We start from the raw sequence: 16,342 nt of genomic DNA on the forward strand, positions 1-16,342 counted from the left end.
GAGGTTATTGCGAATTGTTTTCTTTTAGCAGCTCAGGAAACTTTTCTTTAAATCTGTTAAACCTGGGAACTGAAACATTTCGGATGTATGGATCATTAGGATTCCTTTCTTTATAATCCTGATGGTAATCTTCTGCCTTCCAAAACTTCTGGAATGGAAGCACCTCTACCGAAATGGGCTTCTTATAATCGCCTGCCAATTCTTTTATTTTTTCTTCAATGATCTTCTTCTGTTCTGCATTCTGATAAAAGATGATGGAGCGGTACTGGGAACCGAGATCCGGTCCCTGTCCGTTCTTCTGAGTGGGATCCATGGAGCCAAAATAAACATCGGTTAAGGTGGCGAAGTCTATGACCTCTGGATCATAAATGACTTCAACTGCTTCGGCATGTCCTGTACGGCCGGTATTACTTTCTTCATATGTAGGGTTCTCTGTATGGCCGCCAGCATATCCGGAAATAGCTTCTTTAACTCCGATGACACTTTCAAAAACAACTTCCACACACCAGAAGCAGCCACTGGCGAAATAAGCTCTTTTTAGCCCGTCCTGCGGCGGAACTTCAACAGGTTCGGCATTAGCGATCTCGGGTAGGGTCACAGTACTTTCAGAAGAATTTCCGCAGGCGGTTAGGCTAAAAAACAGTGATATTAGCAGATAAAATTTCATTTTTTCATTCTTTTTTATAGGTTCCTTCCAGCGTTTTCTTTCCATAGAGCGCATAATCTGTTGCAACTTCTCCATTGGTAGAAAAGCCCAGCCAGTCGAGTTCCACGCCGCCGTCGGGAGTAAATACTAATGTCGCTATAGGGATGTTTTTATCAAAATCGTCCCAGGGTAAGGCTCTGTCCGGCTCAATCTCGCGAGAAGCAGAAATAAAAAATAAATCGGCAGTATTTTCTCCGGATTTACGGGTTTGGGCGGTGATGTACAGTTTATCCTTATCAATACACCATTCGGTAGGTTTATCAAAATCGATCTCTATACAGTCACAGTTACAGTCGGTCGCAGCTTTTCCATCCACTATCTTCCGGTAACGACCATCCAGGTTGGCTGCAATCTCGGGTTGCACAGGTTCTGCTCTTTCAGTTTGTACTGCGTCTCTTTCTTCCTGAATGTTTCCCGGGGGTGGCATTTCCGAAGAAATTGTATCCTGCCCGTTAACATCGGAAGAAGTCGTTGTCGTACTTTTCCGATCGTTACATCCAACGAGCACTACCGACAACAATAAAAAGATCAGCTTTCTCATATTTGTAGGTTTAATCCTTAAAGGTAAGCCTTCCTGCTTTCTTTTTTGTGAAATAGATGTTAATCAGGTCGTTTGAAAATCGAACCTAGAGCCTGGAATCTAGAGTCTAGACTTTTATTTCTATTCGTCTAGACTCTAGACTCTAAGATCTAGTCTCTAAAAAAGAAAAACCCCTCACTTGCGCGAAGGGTTCCTGATATTTAACAATGTGGTATGAATTAGAATTTCTGAAATAATTCTCCCATTTTCTCTCTTTCTTCTTTTGCAAGTTCCTCATCAACAAGGATACGACCACTGTGCTCATCTGTAATGATCTTTCTGCGGCCGGCGATCTCCATGATCACCTGTGGAGGAATGGTAAAGAAAGAACCTCCCGAAGCTCCTCTCTCAACAGGTACAACGGCAAGACCGTTCTTTACGCTGCCGCGGATCCTCTTATAGGCATTTACAAGACGCTCTTCAATTTGCTCCTGGAACTCTTCAGATTTCTTGATCAAAGCCTGCTCTTCTTTTTCAGTTTCGGCAAGGATCTCATCAAGTTCACTTTTCTTGTGGTCAAGATGCTTTTGACGTTCGGCAAGACGCTCACGGGTCTGTTCGATCACTTCTTTCTTCTGGTCGATCTGTGCACGATATTCTCTAATCTGCTTTTCGGCAAGTTCTATTTCCAGCTCCTGAAATTCCACTTCCTTGGAAAGGGCGTTAAATTCGCGGTTATTGCGAACATTCTTTTGTTGCTCAGAATATTTTTTGATCAAGGCTTTTGCATCCTCTATAAGGATCTTTTTAGCGTTGATATCCTGATCGATCACTTCAAGATCGGCTTCCATTTTCTCCATTCGGGTAGTAAGGCCTGCTACTTCATCTTCAAGATCTTCTACTTCCAGAGGAAGTTCACCCCGTACATTCCTTATTTCGTCCACACGGGAATCAATAAGTTGTAGATCGTACAACGCTCTTAACTTCTCTTCTACAGTAACATCGGTTTTTTTTGCCATACTTAAAAATACTTGATAGGATTGGTATCTGTGTTTGATAAAACGACTGCAAAATTAGCAAAATTTTTCTTAAGAAAAGAGGCTAAGAGATTTTTTGTGTATTGCTCGCTTTCATAGTGTCCAATGTCTGCCAACACCAGTTTTTGCTCAGCTTTATAGAAGTCGTGATACTTAAGATCGGCAGTGAGATAAATATCTGCTCCCGCAGCTGCTGCATTTCCAATGGCAAAGCTTCCGCTGCCGCCCAGAACAGCAACTTTTTTAATGGGTTTTTTCAGCAGTTCTGAATGTCTTATACAACCCGTACCGAAGATGGTTTTAACCTGTTCCAAAAATGACATTTCCGGAACCTCTTCTTCCAGCTCTCCGATCATTCCCATTCCTATATGCTGATTCTTATTTTCAAGAGTTATCACCTCATACGCTACTTCTTCATAGGGATGACTCTCAAAAAGGGCATTTAATACTGCTCTTTCAAAATGCTTCGGAAAAGTAATCCCAATCTGAACTTCTGCCTCATAATGTATCTCTCCTTTTTGCCCAATGACGGGATTGGCTTCTTCGTTTCCGCGGAAGGATCCGCTGCCTTCCAGGTTAAAACTGCAGTGGTCATAGTTGCCAATACTTCCTGCACCGGCCGCGAACAATGCCTCCCGGACTCCTGCTGCATCTTTCTTGGGAACAAAGGTGATCAGTTTTTTAATGCTGCCCGACTGCGGAATAAGGATCTTTCTGTTTTTCAAGCCCAGTTGTTCACAGATCATATCATTCACACCCCTGAAGCTGTTGTCCAGTGCGGTGTGAATGGCATAGATCGCTATGTCGTTCTTAATCGCTTTTAAAACGGTCCTCTCCACATAATTACTACCGGTGAGCCTTTTCAAGCCGGAAAATATAATGGGATGAAAACTCACGATTAAGTTACAGTTATTCTCTACAGCCTCTTCAACGACTGCTTCGAGAGTGTCTAAGGTTACCAGGACCCCTTTTACTTTTGCGTCCGGAGAACCCGTAAGCAGGCCCACATTGTCAAAATCCTCTGCGTAAGCTGTGGGTGCAAAAGACTCCAATTCGTTTATTACGTCACGAATAAGCATATCATTAATTTTTTGGAAGTATTCAAAGATAGAAATTTAGATGAAGTCTGTGGTCTGTAGTCTGTAGTTGGTAGTTTACAATTTTCCCTGCCTACCGTCTCCCGACTACCGTCTCCTGTCTACCGTCTGGAAAAGTGGAAAATGGAGCAAAATTCTACGTTCCGGGATCAAAAATTCCCATTCAACTTTCAAACAAAAAATTTACCTTCGCTATCATGTTGACACCCCGAAAATTTCTTTTTCCTTTCTCTGTCCTTTATGGCGGAGTAATGCGGCTGCGGAATAAACTCTATGACCGCGGAATTCTTTCTTCCCGAAAATTTGATGTTCCTGTAATAGCTGTAGGAAACCTGAGCATGGGCGGTACAGGGAAAACTCCCATGGTGGAATATCTCGTTTCCATGCTAAAAAATGATTATAGGGTAGCTGTGCTTAGCCGGGGTTACAGAAGAAAAAGCAGCGGATTTATTTTACTTACGGGACAGGAAACAGCGACCGAAGCAGGAGATGAGCCCCTGCAGTTCAAGCAGAAATTCCCATCTGCATTGGTTGCTGTTGATGAGGACAGGATCAATGGAATTGAACAATTACTACAGGAAAATCCGACGCCGGAAGTGGTCTTACTGGATGATGCTTTTCAACACAGAAAAGTTGAGGCCGGTTTCTACATCCTGTTGACTTCATACACACATCTTTACAGGAATGATCTTGTGCTACCGGCCGGGAATCTCCGGGAGCCTGCATCGGGGGCAAAAAGGGCAGATGTTATTGTAGTTACCAAATGTCCTGCTGATATGAGTATCCCGGAAATGAAAGGCATCATCAAAAAATTGAAGCCCAAAAAGGATCAGGAAGTTTTCTTTACTACAATAGGTTATAGTGACAGTGTGTTTGGGAGGAACAGGTCTCTTAAACTCGAGGAGCTCAAGAAAACTGAATTTACTCTGGTAACAGGTATTGCAAATCCGAAGCCTTTGGTAGAATACCTTGAATCTCTCGGCTTAAAATTCAGTCATAAAGCTTATCGGGATCACCACAATTTTTCTGAAGAGGAGTTGAAGGAGCTTCAGTTCGAAGAGCTTATTATTACTACCGAAAAAGATTATATGCGACTCAGGAACGAGATCTCCCGCGAAAAGATCTTTTACCTGCCAATAAAAACCCATTTCCTTGAAAGAGGGGAGAGTTTTGATGAACAGATCAAAGATTATGTGCAAAAAAAATGAGACCGTGGAGAGGTCTCATTTTTGTATTTTGGCTAATTCAAACTATCTTTAACAATAACCTGAGCCATTAAATTATCAAAGGGTGTGCCAATCTATGCCGGCGTCTTTTCTTTGCTTAAATATTTATTGATCTTCTGAAAGAATTCCTCGGTTTTATAAGGCTTTGGGATGATATCATTAAAGCCATTCAAATAGAATTCATCAAGACTTTCCTCCAAAGTAACAGCTGTTAAGGCAATTATCGGGATGGTTTCATTGAACTTTCTGATTTCCCGGGTGGCCTCGATCCCACTGATTCCCGGCATATGAATATCCATTAGGATCAGGTCGAAATCATTATTCTTCACCTTAGATATAGCAATGGTCCCATTATCGGCTACATCACAAATCACCTGATTCTTTTCAAGGATCTTACGGGTGATCATCTGGTTGATCTTATTATCTTCGACAATAAGGATCTTCTTATTGTGCATAATATCATTGGAAAGAGGTTCCGGTATATCATTGCTGCCTGCCTCTTTTGGAGCTGCGGGTTCTACAGCTTCAAAATTCAATTCAAAATAGAATAAGGAACCTTCTCCCAACTCACTTTCAAGATGAATTTCACTCTCCATAAGGTTAAGAAGGTTCTTAACAATTGATAATCCAAGACCGGTACCGCCGAATTTTCTGTTGATTTGCAGGGAACCCTGGGTAAAGTTCTCAAAAATGGCCTTTTGTTTCTCCTTGCTTATCCCTTCTCCGTTGTCCTGTACTTCAAATCGGAGTAATACCCTGGCGTCGGTCTGATTTAATTTTTTTACCCTTACCCAGATATCTCCGTTCTCAGTGAATTTAATGGAATTACCAATCAAATTGATAAGGATCTGGGAGATCTTTAACGGGTCTCCTTTCAGTTTCCTCGGAATATCTGCATCGAATTCCAGGTGTAATTTTGTTTTCTTGTCTTCAGCCGAATTCTTTAAAGCAACCAGTACGTCTGTGATCCTTTTCTTAAGATTAAAGGAGCTTTCCAGCATCTCAACCTTTTTTGCTTCAAGTTTGTTGAGGTCAAGGATGTTATTGATAAGGGACAACAAATATTCTCCCGAGAATTTTAAGGAATTCAAATGTTCTTTTTGGTTTTCTGTCGGGCTTTCCTCGAGCAGCAGGTGGGTGAGACCCGTTACCGCATATAAAGGAGTCCGCAGTTCATGTGTGATGGTAGAAAGGAACTGCGCCTTTGCCAAAGAAGCCTTTTCGGCATTTTCTTTAGCAGTGACCAGTTCAGAATTCTTTTTCTGTAAAAGATCATTCGCGCGGGCACGCAGATTGTTGTTCTTATAAAGGGATAACGTGAGCAGCGAAAGAATAGTTATAAGCGCCACACTTAGAATAGTAGTAAGTTTATTTACTTTTAGCGTCCTTTCATTCTCTGCCTGTTTTTTTGTCAACTCATTGATATTGCTTTTCATGGCGTCAAGACCGTACCGCGCATCAGCATCAGATGCTATTGCTTCCTTGTTCAGATTATACAGGGAATCCCGCATCTGGTTGTTGGTCCTGAGAAGAGCCAGAGCATCAGCATAATTTCCGGATTCTTCTTCAATGCGGCTCTGGATAAGGATGGTGTGCTGTATCATTCCGCCAAAGTCATTCCTTTGGGCGATTTCCAGGCTCTTTTCTGCTTCTGCCATAGCCCTGTCCAGATTTCCGACAGAGAGATTTGCCCTGGCCTTATAGAAATGTACCCGCCCTACTTCGTAAGCATTGGTGCTGGTTCTTAATTTTTCCTGGGCGGAGTTAAAAAGGGTTAAAGCAGCAAGAGGCCGTTGTGAGGTATTCAGATAAAGTATTCCACGGTTCAGGTCCACAGTACCCTGTCCCTCAATATCTCCTAATTTCTTGTAAAGGGTTTCAGATAGATCAAAATATTCTGTAGCTTTTTCAAAAACCTTCTTTGCAGTAAAGATCTTTCCGAAGTTGAGATAGCTATAGGCAAGACCGGCTTCGTCATTAATTTCACGCTGAATGGATATGGCGCGTAGCAGCTCTGTCGATGCCTTATCATGCTCGTGTCGAACATAATATAATTGTGCCATTATGCTGCTGGAAAGGGCTATAAGCCGCGGATGATTGATCGTGCGGGCCAATTCGAGAGCAGTATTAAGCTCGCGCAGGGCCTGATCAAAGTGAACACTGTTTATAGACTCTTCTGCGTCTTCCAACAGCTGTTCAATAGTGGCATTGATTTCGTCAGTTTCCTGTAGGTTCTTCCCCTGGGCGTGGGAAAAGGAAAATATGAGAAATGCCACCATTAAAAGACTAAAGTTCTTCATTTGGGACGTAAATAACTTGGCTAAATATAATTATTTAATTGATACGTGGGAAATTAAATCAATAAGTCGGCTCGAATATCCTATTTCATTATCGTACCATCCAATAATTTTGACCAGGTTATCACCTACCACAGAAGTCATTTGTGCATCAAAAATACAGGAATGGCAATTGCCCATAATATCGATGGAAACTATAGGATCTTCTGTGTACTCAAGAATATTTTTCAGCGAACCTGCCGCTGCTTCTTTAAAAGCCGAGTTCAAGGCTTCAATACTTGTAGAACGTTCCACATGAAGGGTCATATCTGTAAGGCTTCCGTTTGGGACGGGAACTCTTATTCCGCATCCACCTATGACGTCACTCAGTTCGGGAAAAATACGGGTAAGTGCTTTGGCAGCACCGGTGGTAGTTGGAACAATAGACTGCCCCGCCGCCCGGGCTCTGCGCAGATCCTTGTGGGGCTGGTCATGCAGACTTTGGTCTGTGGTGTAGGAATGTACAGTGGTGATGTAGGCTTGCCTGACTGTGGCCAGTTCATGTACTACTTTCAGCATTGGCGCCGCATTATTAGTAGTGCAGGAGGCATTGGAGATAATATCCTCAGTACCGTCAAGAATGTCCTCATTCACCCCAAACACTACCATTTTTATGGAGTCATCCTGGGGAGGGACACTTAAAATCACCTTTTTGACACCCTGCTGTAAATGCGGTTGCAGCTCTTTCCGGGTTTTAAATTTTCCCGTACTTTCTACAACTATTTCGACATTATAGCTCGTCCACCCGAGTTTTGAGGGATCGGGTTCATTAAGAACGGGAAAATGCCTGCCGTCTACGATTATCGCATTACCCTGTGAGATGATCTCTCTCCTTAAGACTCCGTGAATGCTATCGTATTTGAGCAAATGCGCCAGCGTGGCTGCAGGTGCAATGTCGTTTATAGCTGCTACTTCCAGCCGTGGGTGATCCAGCAGCAGCCTAAAAAGGTTTCGGCCTATCCGGCCGAATCCATTGATCCCAATCCGGATCTTTTTCTTGTTTGCTGCGGAATTATATTCTTCCCGCATTAGGTGAGGTGTTTTTGAGCTTTATAAGATGATCTTACCAGGGCCCCGCTTTCCACATGCCTGAAGCCGAGTTCAAGACCTATTGTCTCATATTTTTTAAACTGCTCCGGTGTAATGAATTCATGCACGGGTAAATGTTGCTTTGTTGGCTGTAAGTACTGGCCTATAGTAACAATATCCAGATCTACTTCTCTAAGATCCTTTAATGTTTGGATCACTTCATCTTCTTTCTCTCCCAACCCAAGCATCACTCCGGACTTTGTTCTTTTGATCCCCTGTTGTTTCAGGTATCTAAGCACCTCCAAACTACGCTCGTATTTCGCCTGAATTCTCACTTCCCGCGTCAGCCTTTTTACCGTCTCCATATTGTGTGACACAATTTCGGGATTTACCTCTATGATGCGGTTAATATTTCGTTCTACCCCTTGAAAGTCGGGGATAAGAGTTTCCAGCGTGGTTTCAGGATTCATCCGGCGAATGGCTTTCACAGTTTCAGCCCAGATAATAGAACCCATATCCTTAAGATCGTCACGGTCCACACTAGTGATAACCGCATGTTTGATCTTCATTAGTTTTATTGAACGGGCCACTTTTTCCGGCTCATCCCAATCTACGGTTTCGGGCCTTCCCGTCTTTACACCGCAGAATCCGCAGGAACGGGTGCAGATGTTCCCAAGGATCATAAAGGTCGCAGTACCTTCTCCCCAGCATTCTCCCATGTTGGGACAGCTTCCGGAGGTGCAGATCGTATGCAGATTATATTTATCCACCACTCCCCGTAATTCTGTGTATTTCTTTCCTGTGGGCAGTTTAACCCGAAGCCACTTGGGTTTAGGTGTTCTTTGTGTAGGGATTTGCTGTGTTTCCATAGCCTGCAAAGGTACAATTCCGAAGGGGAAATAACAACGTTAAAAATTAGTGATCAGTGTTCAGTGATCAGTGATCAGAAAGTGGCAGTGCGCAGTCTTGAGTTGGCAGTGGATTTCAGGAGCTGTTAGCTTTTAGCTATTGGCTATTAGCTCTTAGTGGCTTTTAAGAAGGTTAATAAAATCGCGTCCCCGGATTCAGGTTAAAATAAAAGTCGGAATTAGAAGTTCGAAGTTTCAATATTAAAGAACCTGCAACCTTAACCTGGAGCCTCTCTCCTCTAAAAGTAAATTTCCCGCTGATCCCGCAGATCTTCGCAGAGTAAAAAAGGTTAACCCGCAACCCGCAACTCGCATCCCGCAACTCAGGTCAAAAACCTGCAACTGAAACCTTGAACCTTGAACCCGAAAACTCTTAAGATTTTCTCTTTTCAATTACCTCTGCCAGAAGTTTTTTAGCTCTCAAAAGTTTCACTTTCACGTTGTTCATAGGTTCCTGGAGGTGTGCCGCGATCTCTTTGTAGCTCATTTCTTGAAAATACCTGAGCGTGATCACTTCCTGGTAAGGTTCTTTTAGTTTTTTGATGTCCCGTAACAACTGGGCCAGGTTCTGTTCTGTGATCAGAGTATCTTCAATAGTGGGGGCATCATCGGGTATCCGGTGTACCCTGTCATCCTCTTCGTCTGTAGTACGGGAGCGGATGGAAGCTTTTCTTTTCCTTACGAGATCAACATGTATATTCTTGGAAATAGTGATTAGCCAGGTTTTGAAGGTGTATTTCGGGTCAAAAGTGTCAATTTTATCGAATGCTCTGGAAAAGGTCTGGATGGTGATGTCCTCGGCATCGTACTCGTTCTGGGTGCGTTTTAGCTGAAACCCGTATACTTCATTCCAGAAGCTGTCCAAAAGATAATTGAATGCCGACTGTTTTCCTTTTTTCGCCTTTTCAATTTGCTGCTGAAGTAGATTGGGTTCTATTTCCAATGAGTGGGTTTTGAAATAAGGTTAGCTATAAAGATACCTAATTGCGCCCAAATTAAAAACAGTTCGAGGAACGGAAATATCCAAAAAAGGTCTGTTTCCCCGAATTTTTTACCTGACTGGTAAAAGACTGTTCCCTGTACGATCCATCGAACAGCCAGAAATATTAAAGCTGCCTGCCAAAAAGAACTGAATAAGAGAACGAAGAAAAACAACCAGAAGAGGAGCTGAGAGAGGTAAAAAAGTCCGAGCATTAACTGGTGTTCCTTGCGATAATGCCCGGCAATGGAAACGTGTCTTCTCTTTTGTCTCCACCAGGACTTAAGATCCTCCTTTGGTACACTACGGGTGATCCCGTTTGGAGAAATACACAGGGCTGTATTGAACTTATTTGCAGCCCGGTTCACAAAAAGATCATCGTCGCCTGACTTTACGTGCAGGTGTGTGGCAAAACCATTCTGCGCATAAAATTCTTCGGAGGTGTAAGCTAAATTCCGGCCTACGCCCATATATGGTTTTCCCCAGCTGGCATAGGAAAAATATTGTATTGCCGTAAAAAGAGTTTCAAACCGTATGAGCTTATTTAAAAGGGAGCGGGTGTTGATCAAATATCCGCCATAGCCCAGAACAATGCTCTTCTGGTCCTCAAAATGCTCACTCATTTCTTTAAGCCATTGGTCTGTCTCCGGTCTGCAATCGGCATCAGTAAATAAAAGAAAGGGCTTTTTTGCCTTTTTGATCCCGAGAGTTAAAGCATATTTTTTATTAGCCCAGAAAGCCTCGTTATTTTGCACATTAACGATCTTAACCCTGTTATCCATCATCTCAAATTCCTCCATTACCTCCAGCGTTTCATCTATAGAAGCATCATTGATCACCACCACCTCGAAATTAGGATGATCCTGAGCTAAAATAAGCGGGAGAAAATTCCTGAGATTTTCTGCTTCATTTTTTGCACAGATAATTACTGAAACCGGAAGGTTTTTTTGTGTGGGATTTTGAATTGTGCGGGCAAAAGCAAACTTAAAGAAGCCCAGATAATATAACAGGTTGATAAGGCCAATGAGAACAAAGGCTATTAGGATGGTTAGCATTTATGTGGCAGGAATTATTTTACCGTTTGAGGTTCGTCGCAATCCCTGGCTTCATCGGGTAATTTTCCGCAGTAACTGCAGGCTTCCCCTTCTTTATTTAGAAACGGACTCTGACTTGCACAGGTGCCGCTGAACTTCCCATCTTTTTTTCCCCAGATCTTAATGGCGATCCCGGCAAAAGCAAGGGCTAAAAGTACTATGGTAATTAAAACTAGTTCCATACTCAAAATTTTCTGCAAAAATAAACAATAAAGTACAGTCTATGAAGGGAATGAAAGAGTTTATTATAGGAGTGTGTTTACATTTTAACTAAAATTTAATTCCGATGAATATGTAGTGGAATTATTACCTGATAACTTGCAGTTAACGCTATAAAATTAATAAAAATGAAAACCAGGACCTTAAGAATTTTAATAATTTTTCTTACTGCAGGTTTTTTCTCCTGCCAGGATCGGGACAAAAATACCTCTGAAAACGTGGAAATCATTCCTGCCGAAGAGAAAAAGGATGAGCTTCGGGAAGATGATGCCCCTATGGAAAGAAGCCGGATCCTTGCCCGCATGAGGGAGGAAGGAGAATTGAGCAGGTTCACGGAAGAAATGCAAAAATCGGGGCTCGAAGAAGAATTTGAAGGTAAGGAAGGGCTTTATACTATTTTCGCTCCTTCCAACGCTGCATACGACAGGATTCCTGCTAAAGAGATGACTCCGGACAGCAGTTTGGGAACAGATAATTCTAAGGGTGATGACCTGCGCTATTATATGGTTGAAGGTGAAATGACATTAGATTACCTGCGCCAAAAAATTAATGCTTCCAATAACAACAGGTTTGAATTCAGAACCGCCCTTGGCGAAAAACTTTGGGCAACCGAAAAAGGAGATAAAATCATTCTTACAGATGTCCTGGGAAATCAGGCTACTATTGTTACCTCAAACATGGAAGACCATTTTGGAGTTTATCATATTATAGATAATACTCTGCATGCTAAAAAATAGCGGGAGAAAGGGAAGGCCTAACTGTAGCCTGTTAATTCTTTAAGAAGGGTTGGCATTTCAAAACCTGATTTTTAACTAAGGATTATAAGTTCTTTTTCGACTTGTCTTTAGTTTTTTAATAATTTGGTTTTCAAATACTTAAATATGAAAATTATGAAATTGAATAAGTTGATAATGATGCTCACTTTGGTTTTTATTGCCTTTACTGCCTGTAAAGACAAAGAACGTGAAGCTGAGACAATGGAACCTGTACAGGGAGAGAATTTTGAGGACAGACTGGAAAATGCACGTGGTAACAATGACGTGGTAAATGCCATAGAAAGCAATCCCGAGCTGAGTACTTTTGCTACCGGATTGAATGCCTGGAATGTCCAGGATTCGATTGAGAATGTTGAGGGTGAACTGCTTGTCTTTGCGCCAACCAACCTGGCTTATAGCGAAGTGAGACAAGTAGAGGGGCAGCCTATGGTTGAAATTGATTCTGAAGCAATAATCTCATATCATGTTCTTAATACTTCCAGGGATCTGGAAGAGCTGAGAGAGGAAATAAGAAATTCCCGTGATACTGTTGTAGTGCAAACCATGCAGGGCGAAGATCTTAAATTAACTCTTGATGGTAATTCTCTTGTATTAACCGGCGCCACGGGAATCTCTGCCCGGGTGACCGATTCTATACAAGCCGAAAACGGGATGGTATACATCATTGATAAAGTCCTGTTCCCCAGAGATACAAGTCGGGAGGTAATCATTACCAATGAAGGTTAAATTGCTCAAAGAGTTTTAAAAAAAGCTGCTCAAAAATGCCATTTTTGAGCAGCTTTTTTTGTCTAAAAAATGTTGACTTCCGGTGTGATCGATACATTGAACATATCCGAAACTCTCTCCTGTATTTTTTGGGAGAGTGCCAGTATCTCCTGCCCTGTGGCATTCCCATAGTTCACCAGCACTAACGCCTGTTTTTCATGCACTCCGGCGTCTCCTTCACGGTATCCTTTTAGTCCGGCGCGATCTATGAGCCATCCTGCAGGAATCTTCACCCGCTCTTCATCCAGTACGTAAAAAGGCATTTCGGGATATTGTTTCTGAAGATCTGCAAGCTCAGCCGTAGAGATCACAGGGTTCTTAAAAAAGCTGCCACTGTTTCCCAATTCCTTTGGATTGGGTAATTTGGACTGCCTGATACTGATCACGGCCTCAGAAATGTCTTTGATCCCCGGATCCTTGATTCCTTTTTCCTCCAGGAAAAGATCTATTGACCCGTAGGAGGTGTTGAGCTTATGATCCCTTTTTGTGAGCCTGAATCTAACGCTCAGAATTATGTATCTGCCCTTTGCCTCATTTTTAAAGATGGAATCCCGGTATCCAAAGCGGCAATCTTCCCGGTTAAAAGTTCTAAGTTCTAATGTCTGAACATCAAGTGCAGTACAGGATTCAAAAGTATCTTTTATTTCCACTCCGTAAGCCCCTATATTCTGAATAGGAGCGGTACCAACATTTCCGGGGATCAGGGAAAGATTTTCAATTCCGCCAAAGTCCCGTTCAATACAGTACATTACGAATTCATGCCAGTTTTCACCGGCCATTGCCTCCACTACAACTTCATCCTGATTTTCCTCAATGATCTGCTTCCCTCTTAAATTGATGTGTAATATCGTTTGCTCCACATCTTTGGTAAGTAGCATATTACTGCCGCCACCCAGGATGAACAACTCTGAAGCATAGGATTTTTGCAGTACCTCTTTTAAATCCTCTACAGAGGTCACTTCTACCAGCTGCCGGGCCGTAACATCAATGCCGAAGGTATTATAAGGTTTTAAAGAAATATGCTGCAGAACTTTCATTAGCCTTTATACTGCTTTAAAGCTGCCTCTAATATCTCTATTGCTCTTAAAAGATCTTCTTTTTTTAGAACATAGGCTATTCTTACCTGGTTAAGACCTGTGTTGGGTGTGGAATAGAATCCGGCAGCCGGAGCTACCATTACAGTTTCGTTATTTAGTTCAAAACTATCCAGTAGCCACTTCGCAAAATCTTCGGCATCCTTGACAGGCAGTTCTGCAATACAATAAAAAGCTCCCTTGGGATTAGCTACTCTAACGCCTTCTATTTTCTCAAGTCCCTGTACCAGAGTATTCCTTCTGGATGTATACTCCTCAATTACTTCATCAAAATACTCCTGCTCGGTTTCCAGGGCGGCCTCGCTTGCTATCTGAGCAAAGGTCGGCGGACTCAGCCTCGCCTGGGCAAATTTCATAGCCGTAGCCATGAATTCCTTATTTTTTGAAACCACACAGCCAATTCGTGCACCACACATACTGTACCTTTTGGAGACAGAATCGATCATAATTGCATGCTGCTCCAATCCGGGAACGCTCATTACAGAATAATGTCTGGCTCCATCATAAGCAAATTCTCGGTAAACTTCGTCGGCAACCAGGAAAAGGTCGTGCTTCTTCACTACCTCAGCCAGCTGTTCGATCTCTTCTTTAGTGTAAAGATATCCTGTTGGATTTCCCGGATTACAAATTAAAATTGCCTTTGTTTTGGAGGTAATGAGTTTCTCAAATTCAGAGATTGGAGGCAGTGCAAAACTGTCTTCGATCTTTGATTTCACAGGCACCACAGTTACACCCGAGGCTGTTGCAAAACCATTATAGTTAGCGTAAAATGGTTCCGGAATGATCACCTCATCTCCTGCATCACATATACTTCCCATTGTAAAAAGCAAAGCTTCAGATCCGCCGGTGGTAATAATAAGTTCGTTAGCAGATATATTGATATCGTGTTTTTGATAATATGCCGCGAGTTTGGTGCGATAGCTTTCAAAACCGGCAGAGTGGCTATAAGAAAGCACCTCAATATCGTTATTCTTAACCGCAGCAAGTGCTTTCGCCGGAGTTTTAATATCGGGCTGGCCAATATTGAGCTGGTAAATTACACGTCCCTTTTTAATAGCTGCTTCGGCATAAGGAACTAACTTTCTTATAGGTGATTCGGGCATTGCCTGCCCTTTCCGTGAAATGTTTGGCATGTCTAAATTTTTGGCTTACAAAGTTGCAAAATTTTAATGTCACAATGATATTTTTTGTACTTTTTATACTCTCTTCATTTCCGGGCCATGGTCAAACGAAATCTACTGATATTGCTCCTGTTCGGATGTATTGGCGTCTGCTTTGGTCAGGAGAACTTCATGATCAAAAATGGGCGGAAAAACACTAAAATTAAATTTGAACTGGTAAATAATCTGATTATTGTGCCGGTTGAGCTCAATGGAATGAAACTGACCTTTTTGGTAGATACCGGTGTAAAAACCACTGTGCTTCTAAATCTTGATGAGAAGGATACTCTTGAATTGAATGCGGCGGAAAGGATCCACCTCCGGGGATTGGGAGGAGAGGAACTTATAGATGCTTTCAGGTCCCGCGGGAATGAGTTCAAAATCGGAAATATCAAGCATCCTGCTCTTACTGTCTACGTTATCTATGACGAAAAAATAAATTTTTCTCCGCGGCTCGGAGTTCCTGTTCACGGCATCATTGGTTATGACTTCTTCAAAGATTTTATTGTTGAAATAAATTATCCCCGGAAATTTCTTCGATTGCACGACCGGCTTCAGTTCAATAAAAATCTCAAAAGATATAAAACAGTTCCCCTGGATTTTTTTAAGGATAAACCCTACCTCAAAACTGTTGTGACCATAGACGATAAAAAAACCGATGCAACTTTATTGATCGATAATGGGCTTAGCGATGCACTATGGCTTTTTCCCGATGATAAAGATATAAAGGTGCCCCAAAAGTCATTTCAGGATTATCTGGGACTGGGGCTTTTAGGCGATGTTACCGGACAGAGGAGCAAAGTTGAGACCCTGGAAATTGGCGAGTTTTCAATGCAGAATGTCACCGCTTCTTTTCCGGACAGTCTTTCGGTTGAAGGCCTGCAAACATACGAGCTGAGAAAAGGGAGCCTGGGAAGCGAAATCTTAAGAAGGTTCCATGTGATCTTCGACTACGGAAACAAGGAGCTTCACCTGCGGAAAAATAAATGGTTTGCAGAAGCCTATAATTATGATATGAGTGGAATTATCCTGGAACACGGTGGGTTCGTAATGGTAGAAACCTATGAAAAGTCTATAGAGCCCATCATTCCCGGAAGCCAGGAGGACAACCTGCTGGTAATGGAACCATCATTTTACAAAAAGTTTCAGCTGAAACCTGCTTTCAGGATTGCCCGGATCCGGGAAGGTTCTCCTGCAGAGAGGGCAGGGCTTCAGGTAGGGGACGAGGTTGTAAAAGTAAACCGAAAAAATGCCTATAAAATGGGAATCGAAGATTTCACCTCTCTTTTTACTTCCGAAGAAGGTAAATTGATAAAAATGGAAATAGAAAGGTCCGGGAGAAAATTAAACTTCCGATTCAGATTACAGGATCCCACAAAATAAAAACCCCTCTGAA

Annotated in this window: 16 protein-coding genes; 4 read left to right on the forward strand and 12 right to left on the reverse strand. The window is 42.3% G+C overall.

Annotation, left to right across the window (positions count from 1 at the left end):
- Positions 1 to 4: 4 nt before the first annotated feature.
- The 4 genes from msrA to G564_RS0115120 form a co-directional block, all read right to left on the reverse strand.
- Positions 5 to 667, reverse strand: coding sequence for a peptide-methionine (S)-S-oxide reductase MsrA (msrA, locus tag G564_RS0115105; protein ID WP_029038393.1), 663 nt, complete (start codon positions 665 to 667; stop codon positions 5 to 7).
- A gap of 4 nt (positions 668 to 671) precedes the next feature.
- Positions 672 to 1,247 carry a hypothetical protein gene (locus tag G564_RS0115110; protein WP_029038394.1) on the reverse strand — a complete coding sequence of 192 codons (576 nt, stop codon included), beginning with the start codon at positions 1,245 to 1,247 and terminating at the stop codon, positions 672 to 674.
- 218 nt (positions 1,248 to 1,465) lie between these two features.
- Positions 1,466 to 2,245 carry a zinc ribbon domain-containing protein gene (locus tag G564_RS0115115; protein WP_029038395.1) on the reverse strand — a complete coding sequence of 260 codons (780 nt, stop codon included), beginning with the start codon at positions 2,243 to 2,245 and terminating at the stop codon, positions 1,466 to 1,468.
- 2 nt (positions 2,246 to 2,247) lie between these two features.
- The gene (locus G564_RS0115120; RefSeq protein WP_029038396.1) at positions 2,248 to 3,342 is read right to left on the reverse strand and encodes a Nif3-like dinuclear metal center hexameric protein; all 1,095 of its coding nucleotides are present in this window, start codon (positions 3,340 to 3,342) and stop codon (positions 2,248 to 2,250) included.
- A 215-nt stretch (positions 3,343 to 3,557) separates the two neighbouring features.
- Here G564_RS0115120 and lpxK point away from each other — a divergent pair, with 215 nt between their 5' ends.
- Positions 3,558 to 4,568, forward strand: coding sequence for a tetraacyldisaccharide 4'-kinase (lpxK, locus tag G564_RS0115125; RefSeq protein ID WP_029038397.1), 1,011 nt, complete (start codon positions 3,558 to 3,560; stop codon positions 4,566 to 4,568).
- A gap of 92 nt (positions 4,569 to 4,660) precedes the next feature.
- Here lpxK and G564_RS0115130 read toward each other — a convergent pair whose 3' ends face one another.
- The 6 genes from G564_RS0115130 to G564_RS0115155 all read right to left on the reverse strand — a co-directional run bounded on the left by G564_RS0115130 (position 4,661) and on the right by G564_RS0115155 (position 11,114).
- Positions 4,661 to 6,886, reverse strand: coding sequence for a response regulator (locus G564_RS0115130; RefSeq protein ID WP_029038398.1), 2,226 nt, complete (start codon positions 6,884 to 6,886; stop codon positions 4,661 to 4,663).
- A 30-nt stretch (positions 6,887 to 6,916) separates the two neighbouring features.
- Positions 6,917 to 7,951 carry a type I glyceraldehyde-3-phosphate dehydrogenase gene (gene gap / locus G564_RS0115135; RefSeq protein WP_037374117.1) on the reverse strand — a complete coding sequence of 345 codons (1,035 nt, stop codon included), beginning with the start codon at positions 7,949 to 7,951 and terminating at the stop codon, positions 6,917 to 6,919.
- A complete protein-coding gene (lipA, locus tag G564_RS0115140) occupies positions 7,951 to 8,820 on the reverse strand; it encodes a lipoyl synthase (protein WP_029038400.1) in 870 nt (289 codons plus the stop codon). The genes gap and lipA overlap by 1 nt, the downstream gene beginning before the upstream one ends.
- Before the next feature lie 412 nt (positions 8,821 to 9,232).
- Positions 9,233 to 9,802 (reverse strand): RNA polymerase sigma factor, encoded by a 570-nt coding sequence (locus tag G564_RS0115145; RefSeq protein ID WP_029038401.1) that lies wholly within the window; start codon positions 9,800 to 9,802, stop codon positions 9,233 to 9,235.
- Entirely contained in the window at positions 9,793 to 10,893 is a 1,101-nt protein-coding gene (locus tag G564_RS0115150; RefSeq protein WP_029038402.1) for a glycosyltransferase, read from the reverse strand. Before G564_RS0115150 ends, G564_RS0115145 begins: the two co-directional genes overlap by 10 nt.
- Positions 10,894 to 10,907: 14 nt before the next feature.
- Positions 10,908 to 11,114, reverse strand: a complete 207-nt coding sequence (locus G564_RS0115155; RefSeq protein WP_029038403.1) for a hypothetical protein — start codon at positions 11,112 to 11,114, stop codon at positions 10,908 to 10,910.
- Positions 11,115 to 11,279: 165 nt separating this feature from the next.
- On the opposite strand from G564_RS0115155, the gene G564_RS0115160 reads away from it, so the two are divergent.
- Positions 11,280 to 11,888, forward strand: a complete 609-nt coding sequence (locus tag G564_RS0115160; protein ID WP_029038404.1) for a fasciclin domain-containing protein — start codon at positions 11,280 to 11,282, stop codon at positions 11,886 to 11,888.
- A 144-nt stretch (positions 11,889 to 12,032) separates the two neighbouring features.
- Entirely contained in the window at positions 12,033 to 12,653 is a 621-nt protein-coding gene (locus tag G564_RS0115165; protein WP_029038405.1) for a fasciclin domain-containing protein, read from the forward strand.
- A gap of 62 nt (positions 12,654 to 12,715) precedes the next feature.
- Here G564_RS0115165 and murB read toward each other — a convergent pair whose 3' ends face one another.
- Together murB and G564_RS0115175 are read right to left on the reverse strand one after the other, a co-directional pair.
- Positions 12,716 to 13,729 (reverse strand): UDP-N-acetylmuramate dehydrogenase, encoded by a 1,014-nt coding sequence (gene murB / locus G564_RS0115170; RefSeq protein WP_029038406.1) that lies wholly within the window; start codon positions 13,727 to 13,729, stop codon positions 12,716 to 12,718.
- Entirely contained in the window at positions 13,729 to 14,919 is a 1,191-nt protein-coding gene (locus tag G564_RS0115175; protein ID WP_029038407.1) for a pyridoxal phosphate-dependent aminotransferase, read from the reverse strand. The genes murB and G564_RS0115175 overlap by 1 nt, the downstream gene beginning before the upstream one ends.
- Before the next feature lie 87 nt (positions 14,920 to 15,006).
- On the opposite strand from G564_RS0115175, the gene G564_RS0115180 reads away from it, so the two are divergent.
- Positions 15,007 to 16,329: an aspartyl protease family protein gene (locus G564_RS0115180; protein WP_029038408.1), complete on the forward strand. Its 1,323-nt coding sequence runs from the start codon at positions 15,007 to 15,009 to the stop codon at positions 16,327 to 16,329.
- Positions 16,330 to 16,342 lie beyond the last annotated feature (13 nt).

It is taken from the genome of Salinimicrobium xinjiangense DSM 19287 (genome assembly GCF_000423585.1).
Lineage (GTDB): Bacteria > Bacteroidota > Bacteroidia > Flavobacteriales > Flavobacteriaceae > Salinimicrobium > Salinimicrobium xinjiangense.

Coding starts and splice junctions, on each gene's coding strand:
- msrA (WP_029038393.1), bottom strand. CDS start 667: ATGAAATTTTATCTGCTAATATCACTGTTTTTTAGCCTAACCGCCTGC.
- G564_RS0115110 (WP_029038394.1), bottom strand. CDS start 1,247: ATGAGAAAGCTGATCTTTTTATTGTTGTCGGTAGTGCTCGTTGGATGT.
- G564_RS0115115 (WP_029038395.1), bottom strand. CDS start 2,245: ATGGCAAAAAAAACCGATGTTACTGTAGAAGAGAAGTTAAGAGCGTTG.
- G564_RS0115120 (WP_029038396.1), bottom strand. CDS start 3,342: ATGCTTATTCGTGACGTAATAAACGAATTGGAGTCTTTTGCACCCACA.
- lpxK (WP_029038397.1), top strand. CDS start 3,558: ATGTTGACACCCCGAAAATTTCTTTTTCCTTTCTCTGTCCTTTATGGC.
- G564_RS0115130 (WP_029038398.1), bottom strand. CDS start 6,886: ATGAAGAACTTTAGTCTTTTAATGGTGGCATTTCTCATATTTTCCTTT.
- gap (WP_037374117.1), bottom strand. CDS start 7,951: ATGCGGGAAGAATATAATTCCGCAGCAAACAAGAAAAAGATCCGGATT.
- lipA (WP_029038400.1), bottom strand. CDS start 8,820: ATGGAAACACAGCAAATCCCTACACAAAGAACACCTAAACCCAAGTGG.
- G564_RS0115150 (WP_029038402.1), bottom strand. CDS start 10,893: ATGCTAACCATCCTAATAGCCTTTGTTCTCATTGGCCTTATCAACCTG.
- G564_RS0115155 (WP_029038403.1), bottom strand. CDS start 11,114: ATGGAACTAGTTTTAATTACCATAGTACTTTTAGCCCTTGCTTTTGCC.
- G564_RS0115160 (WP_029038404.1), top strand. CDS start 11,280: ATGAAAACCAGGACCTTAAGAATTTTAATAATTTTTCTTACTGCAGGT.
- G564_RS0115165 (WP_029038405.1), top strand. CDS start 12,033: ATGAAAATTATGAAATTGAATAAGTTGATAATGATGCTCACTTTGGTT.
- murB (WP_029038406.1), bottom strand. CDS start 13,729: ATGAAAGTTCTGCAGCATATTTCTTTAAAACCTTATAATACCTTCGGC.
- G564_RS0115175 (WP_029038407.1), bottom strand. CDS start 14,919: ATGCCAAACATTTCACGGAAAGGGCAGGCAATGCCCGAATCACCTATA.
- G564_RS0115180 (WP_029038408.1), top strand. CDS start 15,007: ATGGTCAAACGAAATCTACTGATATTGCTCCTGTTCGGATGTATTGGC.